The sequence below is a fragment of the Pseudomonas sp. UBA5706 genome (assembly GCF_002419965.1).
GTDB lineage: Bacteria > Pseudomonadota > Gammaproteobacteria > Pseudomonadales > Pseudomonadaceae > Aquipseudomonas.
The window spans coordinates 37,675-55,500 of sequence record NZ_DIHC01000044.1; the positions used below are offsets into that span (position 1 = coordinate 37,675).

Genomic DNA, 17,826 nt, shown 5'->3' on the forward strand with positions numbered 1-17,826 from the left:
TCTGCCTCAATTGCCTATCGCCAGCAATCGCCTGATTTTGTTGCTGCGCTCACTGTTTATCCAGTGTTCCAGCGCGTCGATGGTCATCGGTCGAGCCACGAGGTAACCCTGCACTTCATGGCAACCCAGCTCGCAAAGGATCCGATAGACACCTTCGGTCTCCGCCCCTTCGGCGACAACGCGGTAGCCAAGACGGCGCGCCAGGTGGACGATCGCTTCGACCAGACGACGATCCTTTTCATCGGCTTCCAGATTCTCCACCAGTGATTTGTCGAGTTTAACGGTGGTCGCCGGCAGTTGTCGCAAGTAGGTCCAGTTGCTGTAACCGGTGCCGAAGTCGTCGATGGCGATATCGATGTTCAGCGCGCGCAGGCGTTCAAGCTGCTGGCGCGTGAGCTCGGGGTTGTCGCAGAGTGCGCTTTCAGTGAATTCGAGTTCAAAGTGCGCAGGGTTCAGTCCGCTGATTGCCAGTTGCTCGAACAGCGCGCCGCTGAATTGCGAATTGGCAAGGTCAATGGCGGACACGTTCATGGCCACTTTGAACGTGTAGCCCTGCTGTTGCCAGACGCGCGCCTGCGCGACCGCATGGCGCAGCACCCACAGGCTCAACGAGCGAATCAACGCGGTTTTTTCCGCCAGTGGAATAAACTCGGCGGGGCTGATCGGCCCGAGAACCGGATGATGCCAGCGCAACAGCGCCTCGACGGTAACGATGCGACCGGTGCTCACTTCCAGCCTCGGTTGAAAGACCAGCGAGAGTTGATCGGAGCTGCACACAGCGTCGGCCAGCGAGGCCAGCAACAGGAACGCGCGCTGCTGAGCGAAGTCCAGGTGTGGCTCGTACCAGCGCCAGCCGGTGGCCTTGCCCCGCGCTTCATCGGCAGCGCTGACCACCAGGCGAATCCAGTCCCTCTCCTCCCTGCGCCCCAGCCCCAAGGGCAGCACACCAATGCCCAGGTCCATCTGGATAGGGATGTTGCGGCAGGTAAGCGGGCGCTGGAAACGGGAAAGCAGTTGGCAGAACAGCTGCTCGGCCTGTTCCGGTCCGTCGTAGCGCATGAGCAGGGCAATACGGGTAGGGCTGACTTTATATAACGAGGTCTCGGCAGGCAGTTGCTCGCGGCAAGCCTGGATCATGCACCGCACCAGCTCCTGGGCGAAGCTGTAGCCCAGGGCCTTGACGATGCTGTCGAGAAACACCGGATCAACCATGTCCAACGCCACCAGCGCGTGATCTTCGAGGTGGGCCAGCGCGATGATGTCTTGCTCCAGGCGCAGGCGGTTGAACAGTCCTGTGGGTTGGTCCACATAACTGGCTTTGCGCAAGTTGTTCAGGCGTTTCATCACCAGTTGGCCGTACATCTGCAGCATCGTGATATCGCGTGCGTCGAGCGGCGCGCGAGCATTGCTGTCGATGATGCACAACGTGCCCAGCGCCAGGCCCTCGACGGTCACCAACGGTACGCCTGCATAGAAACGAATGTGCGGCTCGCCCACGACCAACGGGTGGTCCATGAAACGCTCGTCATGCCGCGCGTCGGCAACCTGCAGCACCTCACGGCTGAGAATCGAATAGGCGCCAAAGAAGATTTCCGCTGGCGCCTCTGGCTCGCCAAGCCCGGTGCCGGCACGAAACCACTGGCGATGTTCACTGCTGATCGAGACCAGTGCTGTGGGCACGTCGAAGTAATGGACGACCATGTCAACGATGTGATCCAGCACCTCGTCGCGGGCCGAGGCGAGCATTCCAGTGCGGGCGACGCAGGCAAGCCGCGAGGTCTCGTTCAACGGAGTTGGAGCGCTATTGGCCATTTGCGAATCCCTATGCAACTGCTTTTCGCCAGTAGTATCAAAACGACATTCACGGAGAAAGTAGCATCGGTTCCAAGCCCACGCAGGCACTCGCAGACCAGCGGCGATCAGGCAAATGCCGCAGAGAAATGGCGGCCTTGGCCTCTACCCTTCAACCGAATGGCTCACTGCACCTGCAACACTTCATCTGCCTTGCCGCCGGCCCCCTGAATGACCAGATGAATGAAATGCAGTTTGGTAATCACCGCAGAGGGCAACACGAACGGATAAAAATCCGGTTGGCCCATCGCGCGCGACAGTTCGTTGAGCATGCCGGCCAGTTCGATCCAGGCATTGACGAAAGCAAGGAAGGCCGGTCCGCCGGGATGCTGCGGGTCGTACAGTGCGTTGAGTTCGAACGGTTGATAGTCCAGGTCCATCTCCCGAGCGCTCATGCCCAGGCTCAGGGCGGTATCCACCGCATCCATCATGTGCAGGTAGTGCGCCCAGGTTTCGGCCCAGTCTTCCCAAGGGTGCATGGTGGCATAAGCGCTGACGTAGCTGGCCTGCCAGTCTGCCGGAGCACCGTTGCGATAGTGCTGGTCGAGGGCGTCGGCATAGCTGGCGCGGTCATCGCCGAACAGGTGACGAAAACCATCCTGCCAGTAAGTGTTGGCTACCAACCGATCCCAATAGTAATGACCGACTTCGTGACGGAAATGTCCGAGCAGCGTGCGATAGGGTTCATGCATCTGCACACGAACCTTCTCACGAAAGGCATCGTCCGCCTCTTCAACGTTGAGCGTGATCAGGCCATTGGCGTGGCCGGTGGTGGGCAGGTTGCCTTGCAGATCGACACCTAAAAACTCGAACGCCAGGCCGTGCGCTTCATCCACGCTCTTAGGCACGACAGCCAGCCCGAGGGTGATGAGTTGCGCAACCATGCGGCGTTTGGCGGTTTCGATCTTGAGCCAGCGTTCAGGGTTCTCCGGAACGGACAGGTCGGGAATGGTGCGATTAAGGCTGCAGGCGACACAGAACGCTGCGCCATTGTGCTCCGGGAAAATCCAGTTGCAGCCAGCCGGGGTGTCCAGGTTGGCGCAACGACGGTAGGCACCGGCCTGCGGTTCATCGCTCAAACGCCAGGTGTTGAGGGTCGGACCGGGTTCCAGGGCGACAATCCTGCTCTGTTCAGGCAGATAACCCAGCGCCGCCGAGCATGCCAGGCATTGGCTGTTGCGGAAGAACACCGATTGCCCGCAGCGGCATTGCCAGACTTTGCTATTGCGCTTGCTTTCACCGACGAAGGGCGCCGAGATTCTTGTGCTGAGTTGCTCGAAGAACTGGAACATGGCGATATCCTCAATGCCTGCAAGCACTAGATCATGGGGGTTTACGGGGGTTCCGGATATTTTTTGCAGCGCCGGATCTGTGCTGGAAAGCGATTAACAGCTGTTGGCAAACGGCCGCCCGGCAAGAACCGGTGTGAAGGCTGGATATCGATTTCAGGATCGTTTCGGTTACGGCCAGGCCAGCCGACGGCAGCGATTTCGAGGACGCTACTGCCGGCAGGCCGCGCTAGGACAGGTTACGCAGGGAGCGCCAGAATCGGTCAGTCCACCGCCACGCCGTGCTTTTTCAGGAACGTCACGAACGCTTCTTCGTCCAGCACCTTCAGGCCCAGCTCATTGGCCTTGGTCAGCTTTGACCCCGCGCCCGGACCTGCGACAACAGTGTGCGTCTTGGCCGAGACAGAGCCTGACACCTTGGCGCCGAGGCTTTCGAGCTTGTCCTTGGCGACGTCACGGCTCATCAGCTCCAGCGAGCCGGTGAGCACCCAGGTCTGTCCAGTAAGCGGCAAACCCTCGACGACCTTTTTCTCGCTCTGCCAGTGCATGCCAAAAGCCTTAAGCTGTTGCTCGATGGCGCGCGCACGGTTCGCATTGTCATCAGTTTTGAAAAACTCACTGACAGCCTTGGCCTGCCGCTCAGGGAGCGCCTGGCGCAGATCCAGCCAATCGTCCTTGAGAATGTTCTCAAGCGTGCCGAATTTGTCCGCCAGTTTCTGCGCCGCTCCCGGACCCACCGACGGAATATCGAGTTTGTCGAGCATGCCGCCCAGCGTCGCGCTTGCGGCGAATTCAGCCCCCAGCTCGCCAACGTCCTGCAGCTGCATACCGCACTCGCCCAACAACGCACCGATGACGTTCTGGTTGTGTTCGTCTTCGAAGAAGCTGTGAATCTCGTGCGCGACTTCCAGGCCGATGTCCGGCAGGTAGGTCAGCACTTCCGGTAGGGCGACCTTCACCCGGTCCAATGAACCCAGCGAACGCGCCAGCACCTTGGCCGTCTCCTCGCCAACATCTGGAATGCCCAATGCATAGATAAACCGTGCCAGGGTGGGCGTTCTGCTGTCGTCGATGGCCTTGAGCAACTTCCTGCTGGAAATTTCCGCAAAGCCTTCCAGCGCGATGATGTCGTCGAACTGCAGTTTGTAGAGGTCGGCGGGTGAGCCGATCAGCTTTTCGTCCACCAGTTGCTCGATGGTTTTGTCGCCCAGGCCTTCGATGTCCATCGCCCGACGAGAGACGTAGTGGATGATCGCCTGCTTGAGTTGCGCACCACAGGCCAGGCGCCCCACACAGCGATACACCGCGCCCTCGCTGACCGTCTCCTTGCCTTTGCTGCGTTTGATCAGCTGCGTGCGCTCGACCTGCGAACCACACACCGGGCAGGTCTGTGGAATCTCGACCTGGCGCGCGTGTTCGGTGCGGCGCTCCTGCACCACCTGCACCACCTGCGGAATCACGTCCCCGGCGCGGCGGATGATCACGGTGTCACCGATCATCAGGCCCAACCGCGCGACTTCATCCATGTTGTGCAGCGTCGCATTGGCCACCGTAACGCCTGCCACCTTGACCGGCTTCAAACGCGCGACGGGTGTCACCGCACCGGTACGGCCGACCTGGAATTCCACATCCAGCAGTTCGGTCAGCTCTTCCATGGCCGGGAATTTGTGTGCGATGGCCCATCGTGGCTCGCGGGCGCGGAAGCCCAGTTCACGCTGCGCGGCAATGCTGTTGACCTTGAACACCACGCCGTCGATTTCATAAGGCAACGACAGGCGCCGCTCGCCGATGTCGTGGTAGTACTTAAGGCAATCCTTGATGCCTTCGGCGACCTTCAGCTCGCGGCTGACGGGCATGCCCCAGGCTTTCAGTTGCTGCAGGTTGCCAATGTGAGTATCGGAAATGTCATGGGACACCTGGCCAATGCCATAGCAGCAGAATTCCAGCGGGCGATTGGCGGTGATCTTCGAATCGAGTTGACGCAAGCTGCCGGCGGCGGCATTACGCGGGTTAGCGAAGGTCTTGCCGCCGATTTCAAGCTGGCTGGCATTGAGCCGCTCGAAGCCGGCCTTGGACATGAAGACTTCGCCGCGCACTTCCAGGGTTTGCGGCCAGCCTTTGCCGTGAAGCTTAAGGGGGATGTTGCGCACGGTGCGTACGTTAACGCTGATGTCTTCGCCGGTGGTCCCGTCGCCTCGGGTTGCCCCGCGCACCAGCGCGCCGTTCTGATACAGCAGGCTCACAGCCAGGCCGTCTAGCTTGGGCTCGCAACTGTATTGCACCTTCGCGCCGTCGAGCAGGCCACCCACGGGCAGATCGAGCCCCTCGCTCACCCGACGGTCGAACTCGTGCATGTCGGTTTCTTCGAAGGCGTTGCCCAGGCTGAGCATCGGGATTTCGTGCCGCACCTGAGTGAAAGCCGACAGCGCCGCGCTGCCGACCCGCTGCGTAGGCGAATCCGGGGTCACCAGGTGCGGGTTTTCCGCCTCAAGGGCCTTGAGTTCATGGAACAGGCGATCGTACTCGACATCCGGAATGCTCGGCTCGTCGAGAACGTGATAGCGGTAATTGTGTTGATCCAGCTCTGCGCGCAATTCCAGGATTCGTTGTTCGGCGGCGTTCATAGATAGGTTCTCGAAAAAGCAAAAGAGCAGCCGAAGCTGCTCAATTCATGGTGCGGTCCGGCGCACGGGCACCGGATTTCAATCAACGACGCTGAGTCAGCGCGCGGCGTTCGAATTCGACGATGCGCTGACGATAATGCTCGATGGTCTGTGCGGTCATGACACTGCGCTGATCATCCTTGAGCTCACCATTGAGTTCATGAGCCAGCTTGCGTGCAGCGGCCACCATGACGTCAAAGGCCTGCTTGGGATGACGCGGCCCTGGCAGACCCAGAAAGAAGCTCACGGCACGGGTGCTGAAGTGGTCGATGTCATCAAGATCGAACACGCCCGGCTTGACCGCGTTGGCCATGGAGAACAGCACTTCGCCATTGCCCGCCATGCTCTCGTGGCGATGAAAGATATCCATTTCGCCGAACCGCAACCCGCTTTCCAGGATGTTCTGCAGCAACGCCGGGCCTTTGAAACCGCTTTCGTCACGGGAAATGACGCTGATCACCAGCACCTCTTCAACCGGTGGCAGGTCCTTGTCTTCGGTAATGCGCTGAGGCGCCTTTTCGTCCGGGAAATCGTCATCACGAGCGCCGAACAGGCTTGGACCGTCCGCTTCCAGATTCAGATCGCCCTGTTGAGGCTGATCCTTGCGTTTAGTGCGTTTGCTTTCGCGCTCCGGGCGCTCTGGCCGGTCGCGTGCGGCACTCATGGTCGGCAGGTCGTGCTCGTCGAGTTGGGGTTCTTTATGGGTGTCAAGGACGCGCGCAGGACCCAGAACCTCGGCAGATGACGGTTCTTCATCGTCTGGAAGATTGGAAAAGCTGCGGTCCAGCCTGAATTTCAGCTTGCCTTTACCGCCGCGCATCCGGCGCCAGCCGTCAAAAAGAATACCGGCAATGACAATAATGCCGATGACGATCAGCCACTCTCGCAGACCGATTTCCATGTAATCCCGTGCCTCTAATGAAAAATTCTAAAAATTAAGGGCCTAAACCCCTTTAAAACGTGGAGCCAACTCTATGTTCTGAATGGCCTTTTACCCACGCGAAATGAAAAAGTGGACATTAAGCTAGCACGACCAAAGGCAACTTTACACCGTCTGTTACATCTGCCATGCCGGGGGCATCTGTACGACTGCAGCTGTCATCACTGTGCCGGGCACTCATCACGCCACTTTTGCGCTCAATCAATGCGCCGACATGGCAGCGCGCTACGCATCCACCAACGCCATCGCCTCCTCGACGTCCACGGCCACAAGGCGCGAACACCCCGGCTCATGCATTGTGACGCCCATCAACTGGTCGGCCATCTCCATGGCGATCTTGTTATGCGTGATGTAGATGAACTGCACGGTCTGCGACATCTCCTTGACCAGTCGGGCATAACGGCCCACGTTGGCGTCGTCCAGCGGTGCGTCGACTTCGTCGAGCATGCAGAAAGGCGCCGGGTTGAGTTTGAAAATGGCAAAAACCAAAGCCAGTGCGGTCAAGGCTTTTTCGCCGCCGGACAGCAAATGGATCGTGCTGTTTTTCTTGCCGGGCGGACGCGCCATGATCGTCACCCCTGTATCGAGTAAATCTTCGCCCGTCAGTTCCAAGTAAGCGCTACCACCACCGAAAACTTTTGGAAAAAGTGCCTGAATTCCGCCATTTATCTGATCAAAGGTCTCTTTGAATCGATTTCGCGTTTCCTTATCGATCTTGCGGATTACGTTTTCCAGGGTGTCCAGCGCTTCCACGAGGTCGGCGTCCTGGGCATCCAGATAGCGCTTGCGCTCGGACTGTTGCTGGTACTCGTCGATGGCCGCGAGGTTGATTGCACCCAACCGCTGAATGCGCGCATCGATGCGACCCAGCTCTTCTTCGGCGTCTTTCTCGTTGGCCTCTGGGGTCAACGTGGCGAGCACCCCGTTCAGATCGTAGCCGTCTTCGTGCAATTGCTCCTGCAGCGCTTTGCGGCGCACGGTCAGCGATTGCCACTCCAGCCGCTGCTGCTCCAGTTGGCCACGCAAGAGCTGCGATTGTTGCTCGGCTTGGGTCCGACGCTTCTCGGCTTCGCGCAGTTCGCGGTCGGCATCTTCCAGAGCGCTTTTTGCGGTGCGCATTTCGTCGTCGACGAGCATGCGTTTTTCCAGCAATTCTTCGAGCTTCAGACGCAGTTCTTCCAGTGGTGCGGCGCCCTCCTCCAGACCAAGGCTCAACTGCTCACGCTTTTCGGTCAGGCGTTCGGACTGCATCTGCAGTCGCTCCAGGGCCTGACGCGTTGAATCATGCTGTGCCCGCAACGAACTCAAACGCACCGCCAATTGGTTGCCGTGGTCCTTGTGCTGACGGGCTTCCTGGCGCACCCGATCCAGACGTTCACGCAGACTGTCGCGTTGAACCAGCAGCAATTCGCGCTGTTCGGTGTCCAGCGCCATGCTGTCCAGAGCATCCTGCAATTGCAGGCGCGACTCGCCCAGGCTTTCGTGCTCCAGCGCACGCTGTTCGGCCAGCTCGGTCAGCTCTTCGTCCAACCGCGTGCGCCGCAGTGTCAGTTGCTCGGCCTTGGCTCTGGCGGCCGACAGCTGCGCCTTAAGCTCGCTCTGCTGACGGGCCTCATCCTGCAGACGGCGACGCAACTGCTCGCGGCTGTCTTCTTGAATGCGCTGCTGCTCGCGTTGGTTCAACAGCTGCTCTTCAAGTGCAGCAAGGGTCGCTTCGCGCTCTTGGCGTTCGGCTTCCAGGCGCTGCAATTCCTGCCCGCGGGCCAGCACGCCACTCTCGGCTTCGCTGGCCCGCCGCACGCGCAGGAAGTCGCGACCAAGCCAGTAGCCGTCGCGACTGATCAGGCTTTGCCCTGCGCTTAGCCCTGCTCTGAGCGACAGCGCATCGTCAAGGGTTTCCACCGGCTTGACCTGCCCCAGCCAACTGCCGAGATCGACAGCGGACTCCACCTTATCCAGCAAACTGCCGGGAATGCGTGTGACATCCGCAACCGCGGTCACCAAGCGCAGATCACCTTGGCTGAAGCCCTGCAAATCCAGCCCAGCAAAACTGTCGATCAGGACCGCCTGCAGATCGGAGCCGAGCACGGTTTCCACCGCCAGTTCCCAGCCGGCTTCGACGCGCAAGCCTTCGGCCAGACGCGGGCGCTCGCTCAAGTGTTGAGCATGCAACCATTCGGCGGTGCCCGTTCCGGGATCAAGCGCGGCTTGTTGCAAGGCCTCAAGCGAGGCAATGCGACCGTTCAAGCGCTGCAGATCGCCTTGAGCCTGCTGCTGCGATTGCATGGCTTGCTGCAATTGCAGGCGCAGCTGTTCGAGGTGCTCGATGAGCTGTTCTTCTTCGGCAGTCAGCTCTTCAAAGGCCATCTCCCGTGTGGCGAGGTCTTCGCTGAGGTCCAGAATTGCGGCGTCTTCAGGATCCGCCGCCAGCAACTGACGTTCCTCGCCCAGTCGGCGTTGCCGCTCCGCCAGACGCTCCAGGCCGGTTTCCAGCTGCTGAATGCGCGCTTGCTGGACTTCGGCCTGACGACGAGGCTCTGCCGAAGACAGGTTGAAGGCGTCCCAATTCTCTTGCCAGCCCTGCATGGCGGCTTCGGCCTCCTCCAGCGCGGCGGCGGATTCTTCAGCGGCCGCCAGGGTCATCTCCTGCTCGGGCTCGAGCATTTCCAGCTCTTCGCCAAGGGTCGCGAGCAAGGTGCGGTCGTGGCCCAGATGCGATTCGGTTTCCTGCCGGGCGCGCTCGGCCTCACGCAGGTCGTCCTGCAACTGACGCAGGCGCTGCTGGCCGTGCTGGATACTTTGCTCGTTACGAGCAATGTCGCCGCCCACCGAATAGAAACGGCCCTGCACCAGATTGAAGCGCTCGGACAGGTCATGATGCCCATCACGCAAGCGTTCGATAGCGGCGTCGGCGTTGCGCTGCTCGGCGACCAGGGCTTCGAAGCTGACTTCCTGCGTGCCGATGACCGACTCGCGCTGTGCCACTTGATCGTTCAACGCCTGCCAACGCAAGGCGGATAGTTGTGCCTTGAGCTGACGCTCTTCGGCCTTGTGTTGCTGATACTTTTCGGCAGCCTGGGCTTGGCGCTGCAGGCGTTCCAGCTGGCGCTCCAGTTCTTCACGCAGGTCGGTCAAGCGCGCCAGGTTTTCGTGGGTGCGGCGAATGCGGTTTTCGGTTTCACGACGGCGCTCCTTGTATTTGGAGATGCCGGCCGCTTCCTCGATGAAGTTGCGCAAATCCTCAGGCTTGGCTTCGATCAGCTTGGAAATCATGCCCTGCTCGATGATCGAGTAGCTACGCGGACCCAGGCCGGTGCCGAGGAAAATATCGGTGATATCGCGACGGCGGCATTTGGTGCCGTTCAGGTAGTAGCTGTTCTGGCTGTCGCGGGTGACTTTGCGGCGAATGGAGATTTCCGCATAGCTGGCGTATTCGCCGACCAGTGTGCTGTCCGAGTTGTCGAACACCAGCTCGATGCTGGCCTGACTCACCGGCTTGCGGCTGGTGGAGCCGTTGAAGATGACGTCGGTCATCGACTCGCCACGCAGATTCTTGGCCGAACTTTCGCCCATGACCCAGCGCACCGCATCGATGATGTTGGATTTGCCGCATCCATTGGGGCCGACAACGGCCGCCATGTTGCTGGGGAAGTTCACGGTCGTCGGGTCGACGAACGACTTGAACCCGGCCAGCCTGATGCATTTGAGGCGCATGGATCAGCAGGCCGCCAAGGCAGACAGGATCGACTGGCAGCTGCGCTCGGCGTAGCACGTCAGGACTGCGCGAATGCGCGCCAGATCACGGGCGATCACTGCTTCGAGCAACTGACCGAACAGGGTCAGGTATTCGCTCATCTGCGCCTGGCGCTGTTCCAGGGCCAAATAATAGAAACGGCTCATGGACGGTTGCAGGTTCTCGACGGTCTCTTCCAGATAAGGGTTGTTTGCGAACGGATAGGCCGAGCGCATCACGTTGAAGCTGTCTTCGACGAAGCTTTTTATATCACCGCGCTCGTAACTGGCGCTCAGGCGCTGCTGAATTCGTAAAAAAGGCGCCAGATCGAGGTCTTCCTGCCAGCCTTTGGCCACGGCAAGGCCCAACAGAATGTACAGCTCGCTCATCAAGGCGCACAGGCTTTGGATGTTGTGCGCAGTGAGGACCGAGACCTGGGCCCCCCGGCGCGGGAGGATCGCAATCAGGTGGCGGCGTTCGAGGATCAGCAACGCTTCACGGACCGATCCGCGGCTGACATTGAGCGCGGCAGTGACCTTCTGCTCCTGAATCCGCTCTCCAGGCTTGAGCTCGCCGCGAATGATCCGCTCGGCGAGGTGATGAGCGATCTGCTCAGCGAGGCTGTCCGGTGCCTTGAACGTCATTTCTTTCCTTTAAACCAATTGCTGTAAACAAGCGGCGAAGTGTATCGCACTGGGTCTCTGTGGCGCAGGGCCATGTCACGCAAACTGGCATGAAATAAGCAAAGTTTTGAGCGTTTCCACTGCGCTTTATTGCTACCTCATGCTGCCGTTGATCGGCAACGCTCCGCAAAACTCAATTTCTTGACTTTTAGGTCAGATTTTCGTTGACCCAATAGTTTTAACTGATAGATTCATCGACAGGTTCGATGACCATGTCTAATAAAAGAAAACGAGGCGCAACCGGTGATCCAGTTTCTACTGAACCATACGCTTACAACCGAGCATGCTCTGGACCCCAACATGACAGTGCTCAATTACCTGCGCGAGCATCTGCATAAGTCCGGCACCAAGGAAGGCTGCGCCAGCGGCGACTGTGGCGCGTGCACGGTGGTGGTCGGCGAACTGCACACCGATGCCGATGGCCTGGATCACCTGAGCTATCGCAGCCTCAATTCGTGCCTGACCTTCGTTGCGTCCCTGCACGGCAAACAACTGATCAGCGTGGAAGACCTTAAGCACCAAGGCCAACTGCACAGCGTGCAAAGAGCGATGGTCGAGTGCCACGGCTCGCAGTGCGGTTTCTGCACGCCGGGCTTTGTGATGTCGCTGTTCGCGCTGCAGAAGAACAGCAACGAAAAGGACTCCTCCCGTGTGAAGCACGCGCTGGCCCATGAGGCGCTGGCGGGTAACCTGTGCCGCTGCACCGGCTACCGCCCGATTCTCGCCGCCGCTGAACAGGCTTGCGCCCGGACACGTGAGCCCGACCAGTTCGATATGCGCACATCAGAGACCATTGCTCGCCTGAAAGCCATCAAGCCCTCGGAAACTGCAGAGTTGAACAGCGGCGACAAACGCTGCCTGGTGCCGCTGACCGTGGCTGATCTGGCCGGCTTGTACGAGGCCAACCCGCAAGCGCGTCTGCTGGCCGGTGGCACTGACCTGGCGCTGGAAGTCACGCAGTTTCATCGCACGCTGCCGGTGATGATCTACGTCGGCAATGTCACTGAGATGAAGAACATCGAGCACTTCGACGACCGCGTCGAAATCGGTGCAGCGGTGGCACTGACCGACTGCTATGCAGTGCTTAGCAACGAATATCCCGATTTCGGGGACCTACTGCACCGTTTTGCGTCACTGCAGATCCGCAACCAGGGCACGCTGGGCGGCAATATCGGTAATGCCTCGCCCATTGGCGACTCGCCTCCCCTGCTCATTGCACTGGGCGCGAAGATCGTGCTGCGCAAAGGCGAGCAGACCCGCACCCTGGCGCTGGAAGATTACTTCATCGATTACCGCGTCACCGCGCGCCAGGAAAGCGAGTTCATCGAGAAGATCATTGTGCCCAAAGCCAGTGCCAGACAGGTATTTCGCGCTTACAAGGTATCCAAACGGCTAGACGACGACATCTCGGCGGTCTGCGCCGCCTTCCGGGTGCAGGTGGAAAACGGCGCGGTTGTCCAAGTCTGCGCAGCGTTCGGCGGCATGGCTGCAATTCCCAAGCGCGCCGCTCACTGCGAGCAAGCCTTGGTCGGCCAGCCCTGGAACTCGGCCACGGTGGAACGCGCCTGCGCTGCGCTGGAAGAGGATTTCACGCCGCTCTCGGACTTCCGCGCCAGCAAGGAGTACCGTCTGCTCAGCGCGCAGAATCTGTTGCGAAAATACTTCATCGAACTGCAGATGCCACACATCCAGACGCGGGTGACTGATTATGTCTAACCATCAGCAGATCAAGACTCAGGAAGAGCTGGTGGCCCTGTTCCAGCAGGATCTTGCTACCGGCGTCGGGCGCAGCGTCAAGCACGACAGCGCCGACAAGCACGTGTCCGGCGAGGCGATCTATATCGACGACCGCCTGGAATTCCCCAATCAACTGCACGTGTACGCACGCATGTCCGATCGGGCCCATGCGCGGATCGTTAACGTCGATGTGTCGCCCTGCTACGCCTTCGAGGGCGTGCGCATCGCTATCACCCACGAAGACATTCCGGGCCTCAAGGACATTGGTCCATTGCTGCCGGGTGATCCGCTGCTGGCCATCGACAAGGTCGAGTTCGTCGGCCAGCCGGTGATTGCCGTCGCGGCCCGGGACCTTGCGACCGCACGCAAGGCTGCCATGGCTGCGATTATCGAATACGCAGATCTGGAGCCGGTGCTGGACGTGGTCGAGGCTTACCGCAAGCAGCATTTCGTGCTCGACAGCCACACCCACAAACGCGGCGACTCGGCGGCCGCGCTGGGTTCGGCGCCGAACCGTATCCAGGGCACGCTGCACATTGGCGGCCAGGAGCACTTTTATCTGGAGACGCAGATTTCGTCGGTGATGCCCACCGAGGATGGCGGCATGATCGTCTACTGCTCGACCCAGAATCCGACCGAAGTGCAGAAGCTGGTCGCCGAAGTGCTTGATGTGTCGATGAACAAGGTGGTGGTCGACATGCGCCGCATGGGTGGCGGATTCGGCGGCAAGGAAACCCAGGCGGCCAGCCCGGCGTGCCTGTGCGCAGTGATCGCGCGCCTGACCGGTCAGCCGACCAAGATGCGCCTGCCTCGGGTCGAAGACATGCTCATGACCGGCAAGCGCCACCCGTTCTATGTCGAATACGACGTAGGGTTCGACGACGAGGGTCGCTTGCACGGCATTCAGCTGGAGCTGGCCGGCAACTGCGGCTACTCGCCGGACCTTTCGGCCTCGATTGTCGACCGCGCGATGTTTCACGCCGACAACTCGTATTACTTGGGCGATGCGACCATCAACGGCCATCGCTGCAAGACCAATACGGCGTCAAACACGGCGTATCGCGGCTTCGGCGGCCCGCAAGGCATGGTCGCCATCGAAGAAGTGATGGACGCCATTGCCCGGCACCTGGGCAAGGACCCGCTGGCGGTGCGCAAGATGAATTACTACGGCAAGACCGAGCGCAACGTCACCCACTACTACCAGGAAGTCGAACACAACCTGCTCGAAGAAATGACCGCCGAGCTGGAAGAAAGCAGCCAGTACGTCGAGCGGCGCAAAGCCATCGAAGCCTACAACGCCAATAGCCCGATTCTGAAGAAAGGCCTGGCATTGACGCCGGTGAAATTCGGTATTTCCTTCACCGCCAGTTTCCTTAATCAGGCCGGCGCGCTGATTCATATCTACACCGACGGCAGCATCCACTTGAACCACGGTGGCACGGAGATGGGCCAAGGCTTGAATACCAAGGTCGCGCAGGTGGTGGCCGAAGTGTTTCAGGTGGACATCGACCGCGTGCAGATTACCGCGACCAACACCGATAAGGTTCCGAACACGTCACCTACCGCGGCCTCCAGCGGCGCGGATCTGAACGGTAAGGCAGCGCAAAACGCGGCCGAAACCATCAAGCAGCGGCTGATCGAATTCGCCGCCCGGCACTACACCTGCGAGCAATCGCAGGTTGAATTCCGCAACGGCCACGTGCGTGTCGGTGAGCAGGTGATCAGTTTCAATACCCTGGCGCAGCAGGCGTGGATGGGCCAGGTGTCGCTGTCCAGCACCGGCTATTACAAGACACCGAAAATCTTCTACGACCGTAGTCAGGCTCGCGGTCGGCCGTTTTACTATTTCGCGTTCGGCGCGGCTTGCAGCGAAGTGATCGTCGACACCCTGACCGGCGAATACAAGATGCTACGCACCGACATCCTGCACGACGTCGGCGCCTCGCTGAACCCGGCTATCGACATCGGCCAGGTCGAGGGCGGCTACATTCAAGGCGTGGGCTGGCTGACCACCGAAGAGTTGGTGTGGAACGCCAAGGGCAAGCTGATGACCAACGGACCGGCTGGTTACAAGATCCCGGCGGTGGCGGATATGCCCGCCGACCTGCGGGTCAGGCTGGTGGAGAATCGCAAGAACCCGGAAGACACCGTCTTCCATTCCAAAGCGGTGGGCGAACCTCCGTTCATGCTCGGAATTGCGGCGTGGTGCGCGATCAAGGACGCGGTGGCGAGCCTCGCAGACTATCGGCATCAGCCGAAGATCGACGCGCCAGCCACGCCGGAGCGGGTGCTGTGGGGTTGCGAGCAGATGCGCGCGTTGAGGCGTGAGCAGGCGGTCGTTCCCACGCCGCTACGCGCGGACACGCAGTTGCAAGCGCTGCGCGTCGATTGATCGCCCGTGTATGGAGTGACGCAGCAGACGTGCCCACCCGGACGATTCTACGGGGGTACGATCATGCAATGGGCGATGAAGATGTTCGATCTGCCACCCCGGTGATCAGGAGACACACATGAACAACTGGATCAGCGCCCTCGCCGAGTTGCAAAACCTGGGTCAAGCCTGCGTGCTGGTCACCATCATCGAGGAGCGTGGCTCGACGCCACGCAATGCCGGCTCGAAGATGGTGGTCAGCGCCGAGCGGATTTACGACACCATCGGCGGTGGGCATCTGGAATACAAGGCCATGGAAATCGCCCGTCAAATGCTCATTAGCGGCAGCCAGCAGACCCGTCTGGAGCGCTTCAGCCTCGGCGCCAGCCTGGGTCAGTGCTGCGGCGGGGTGAACGTGCTGCTGTTCGAACCCATGGGCACGCCTCAGGCGCAGATTGCGGTGTTTGGCGCCGGCCACGTCGGGCGTGCTTTGGTGCCGCTGCTCGCCAGCCTGCCCTGCCGGGTGCGCTGGATCGACTCACGGGAAGCGGAATTCCCCACGCAGTTACCCGAAGGGGTGGCGAAGATCGTCAATGAAGAAGTGGTCGATGAGGTGAATAACCTGCCGACAGGCTGCTATTGCATCGTGATGACTCATAATCATCAGTTGGATCTGGAACTTAGCGCTGCAATCCTCAAGCGCGGTGACTTTACCTGGTTCGGCCTGATCGGCTCGAAGACCAAGCGCGCGAAGTTCGAACACCGCTTGCGCGATCGCGGTTTTGAGCCGGCACTGCTACAGCGGATGCGCTGCCCGATGGGCCTTTCGGAAGTGAAAGGCAAGCTGCCTATGGAAATCGCCGTGTCTGTGGCCGCCGAAGTAATTGCCACCTATAACGCCTTTTTTGGAATGGAAAGCGGCGAACAGCGTTCGACGTCCGAACCCATTGCCAAGCTGCTGCCGGTGTCTCGCCGCAGCCAGGCTCAATGAACTTTAGAAGAACGAACTGTAAAACATGAAGAGTGTAAAGAAAGCCTACCGTGCCGCCATTGTCCACAGCATTGCCGACCCTGCCGAAGTGGCGGTCGAGGCCTCATACGAGTATTTCGAAGACGGCTTGATGGTGGTCGAAAACGGCAGGATTTGCGCCGTCGGCCATGCCAGGGATTTGCTGGACACCCTGGACAGCGACGTCGAAGTGGCGACCTACACCGACGCCCTGATAACGGCCGGCTTTATCGACACGCATATCCATCTGCCACAAACCGGCATGGTCGGCTCCTACGGCGAGCAGTTGCTGGACTGGCTCAATACGTATGTGTTTCCTGTCGAGCGCCAGTTCGCCGATCCTGCCCACGCCGCTGAAGTGTCCGACATCTTCATCAAGGAGTTGCTGCGTAACGGCACGACTACCGCGCTGGTGTTCGGCAGTCGCCACAAGGAATCTGTGGACGCATTCTTTACGGCCGCCGAGAAGCTTAACCTGCGCATGATCGCGGGAAAGGTGATGATGGACCGCAACGCGCCGGATTATCTGGTGGACACTGCCGAGTCGAGCTATGTCGACAGCAAAACGCTGATCGAGCGCTGGCATGGCAAGGGTCGCCTGCATTACGCGGTCACGCCACGCTTCGCGCCGACCAGCACGCCGCAGCAACTCGCCCTCGCCGGTAAACTGCTGACCGAGTACCCGGACCTGTACATGCAGACCCACATCAGCGAAAACCTTAAGGAAGTCGAGTGGGTCAAGGCGCTGTTCCCGGAGCGCAAAAACTATCTGGATGTCTACGATCACTTCAAGCTGCTGGGCGAGCGTTCGGTGTTCGCCCACGGGGTGCATCTGTGTGATCAGGAATGTGAGCGTCTGGCCGAAACCGGGTCAGCCATTGCCTTCTGTCCCACCTCCAACTTCTTCCTTGGCAGTGGGCTGTTCAACCTGCCAATGACCGAACGGCACAAGGTCAACGTGGGATTGGGCACTGACGTCGGCGGTGGCACCAGCTTCTCGCTTTTACAGACGCTGAACGAGGCCTACAAGGTCATGCAACTGCAAGGCGCCAAGCTCAGCCCGTTCAAATCGCTGTACCTGGCGACTTTGGGGGGCGCGCGGGCGCTGCGTCTGCAGGACAGCATCGGCAATCTGCATCAGGGCACCGAAGCGGATTTCGTGGTTCTGGATTTCAATGCTACGCCGCTGCTCTCCTACCGCATGAAACAGGCAACCGGGATTGAAGAGAAGCTGTTCGTGCTGATGACGCTAGGGGACGACAGGACGGTCAGCGAGACCTATTCAGCGGGGGTTTTGGTGCATAAACGCTGAGGCTCCAGCTCGGTATAGTGGAGTGATCGTTCCTATGCTCCGCGTGGAGATGCTGCGCCGAGTGTAGACAGGCTTTCTGGGTACCGGCAGGAGACTCAACCTACGTCGTGGGTCAGACACGCGTAGGGAGGCTTACTAATGACTGATCGTTCCCACGCTCCGGGGAACGCATACCCGGACGCTGCGCGTCCAAAACCAACGCAGAGCGTCAAGCGCGGCATTCCCACGCAGAGCGTCA

The 17,826-nt window shown here is 60.0% G+C and carries 10 protein-coding genes; 4 read left to right on the forward strand and 6 right to left on the reverse strand.

Annotated features, from left to right (window positions below):
- Positions 1-6: 6 nt before the first annotated feature.
- The 6 genes from B3I26_RS22785 to B3I26_RS22810 all read right to left on the reverse strand — a co-directional run bounded on the left by B3I26_RS22785 (position 7) and on the right by B3I26_RS22810 (position 11,120).
- Positions 7-1,812, reverse strand: a complete 1,806-nt coding sequence (locus B3I26_RS22785; RefSeq protein ID WP_296261028.1) for a putative bifunctional diguanylate cyclase/phosphodiesterase — start codon at positions 1,810-1,812, stop codon at positions 7-9.
- 164 nt (positions 1,813-1,976) lie between these two features.
- Positions 1,977-3,143: a zinc-binding metallopeptidase family protein gene (locus B3I26_RS22790; RefSeq protein ID WP_296261030.1), complete on the reverse strand. Its 1,167-nt coding sequence runs from the start codon at positions 3,141-3,143 to the stop codon at positions 1,977-1,979.
- 260 nt (positions 3,144-3,403) lie between these two features.
- Positions 3,404-5,764 (reverse strand): NAD-dependent DNA ligase LigA, encoded by a 2,361-nt coding sequence (gene ligA, locus B3I26_RS22795; protein ID WP_296261032.1) that lies wholly within the window; start codon positions 5,762-5,764, stop codon positions 3,404-3,406.
- A gap of 82 nt (positions 5,765-5,846) precedes the next feature.
- Entirely contained in the window at positions 5,847-6,704 is an 858-nt protein-coding gene (gene zipA / locus B3I26_RS22800; RefSeq protein ID WP_296261034.1) for a cell division protein ZipA, read from the reverse strand.
- A 264-nt stretch (positions 6,705-6,968) separates the two neighbouring features.
- Positions 6,969-10,457 (reverse strand): chromosome segregation protein SMC, encoded by a 3,489-nt coding sequence (gene smc / locus B3I26_RS22805; RefSeq protein ID WP_296261035.1) that lies wholly within the window; start codon positions 10,455-10,457, stop codon positions 6,969-6,971.
- Positions 10,458-10,460: 3 nt separating this feature from the next.
- Positions 10,461-11,120, reverse strand: a complete 660-nt coding sequence (locus B3I26_RS22810) for a GntR family transcriptional regulator (protein ID WP_296261038.1) — start codon at positions 11,118-11,120, stop codon at positions 10,461-10,463.
- A gap of 282 nt (positions 11,121-11,402) precedes the next feature.
- Between B3I26_RS22810 and xdhA the strand changes: the two genes are divergently transcribed.
- From xdhA to guaD, 4 genes are all read left to right on the forward strand, one after another.
- Positions 11,403-12,875 carry a xanthine dehydrogenase small subunit gene (gene xdhA, locus B3I26_RS22815; protein ID WP_296261039.1) on the forward strand — a complete coding sequence of 491 codons (1,473 nt, stop codon included), beginning with the start codon at positions 11,403-11,405 and terminating at the stop codon, positions 12,873-12,875.
- Positions 12,868-15,288 carry a xanthine dehydrogenase molybdopterin binding subunit gene (xdhB, locus tag B3I26_RS22820; protein ID WP_296261040.1) on the forward strand — a complete coding sequence of 807 codons (2,421 nt, stop codon included), beginning with the start codon at positions 12,868-12,870 and terminating at the stop codon, positions 15,286-15,288. Before xdhA ends, xdhB begins: the two co-directional genes overlap by 8 nt.
- A gap of 118 nt (positions 15,289-15,406) precedes the next feature.
- Positions 15,407-16,258: a xanthine dehydrogenase accessory protein XdhC gene (gene xdhC, locus B3I26_RS22825; RefSeq protein ID WP_296261041.1), complete on the forward strand. Its 852-nt coding sequence runs from the start codon at positions 15,407-15,409 to the stop codon at positions 16,256-16,258.
- Between the two features lie 25 nt (positions 16,259-16,283).
- On the forward strand, positions 16,284-17,588 hold the full coding sequence (gene guaD / locus B3I26_RS22830) for a guanine deaminase (RefSeq protein ID WP_296261043.1): 1,305 nt from the start codon (positions 16,284-16,286) through the stop codon (positions 17,586-17,588).
- Positions 17,589-17,826 lie beyond the last annotated feature (238 nt).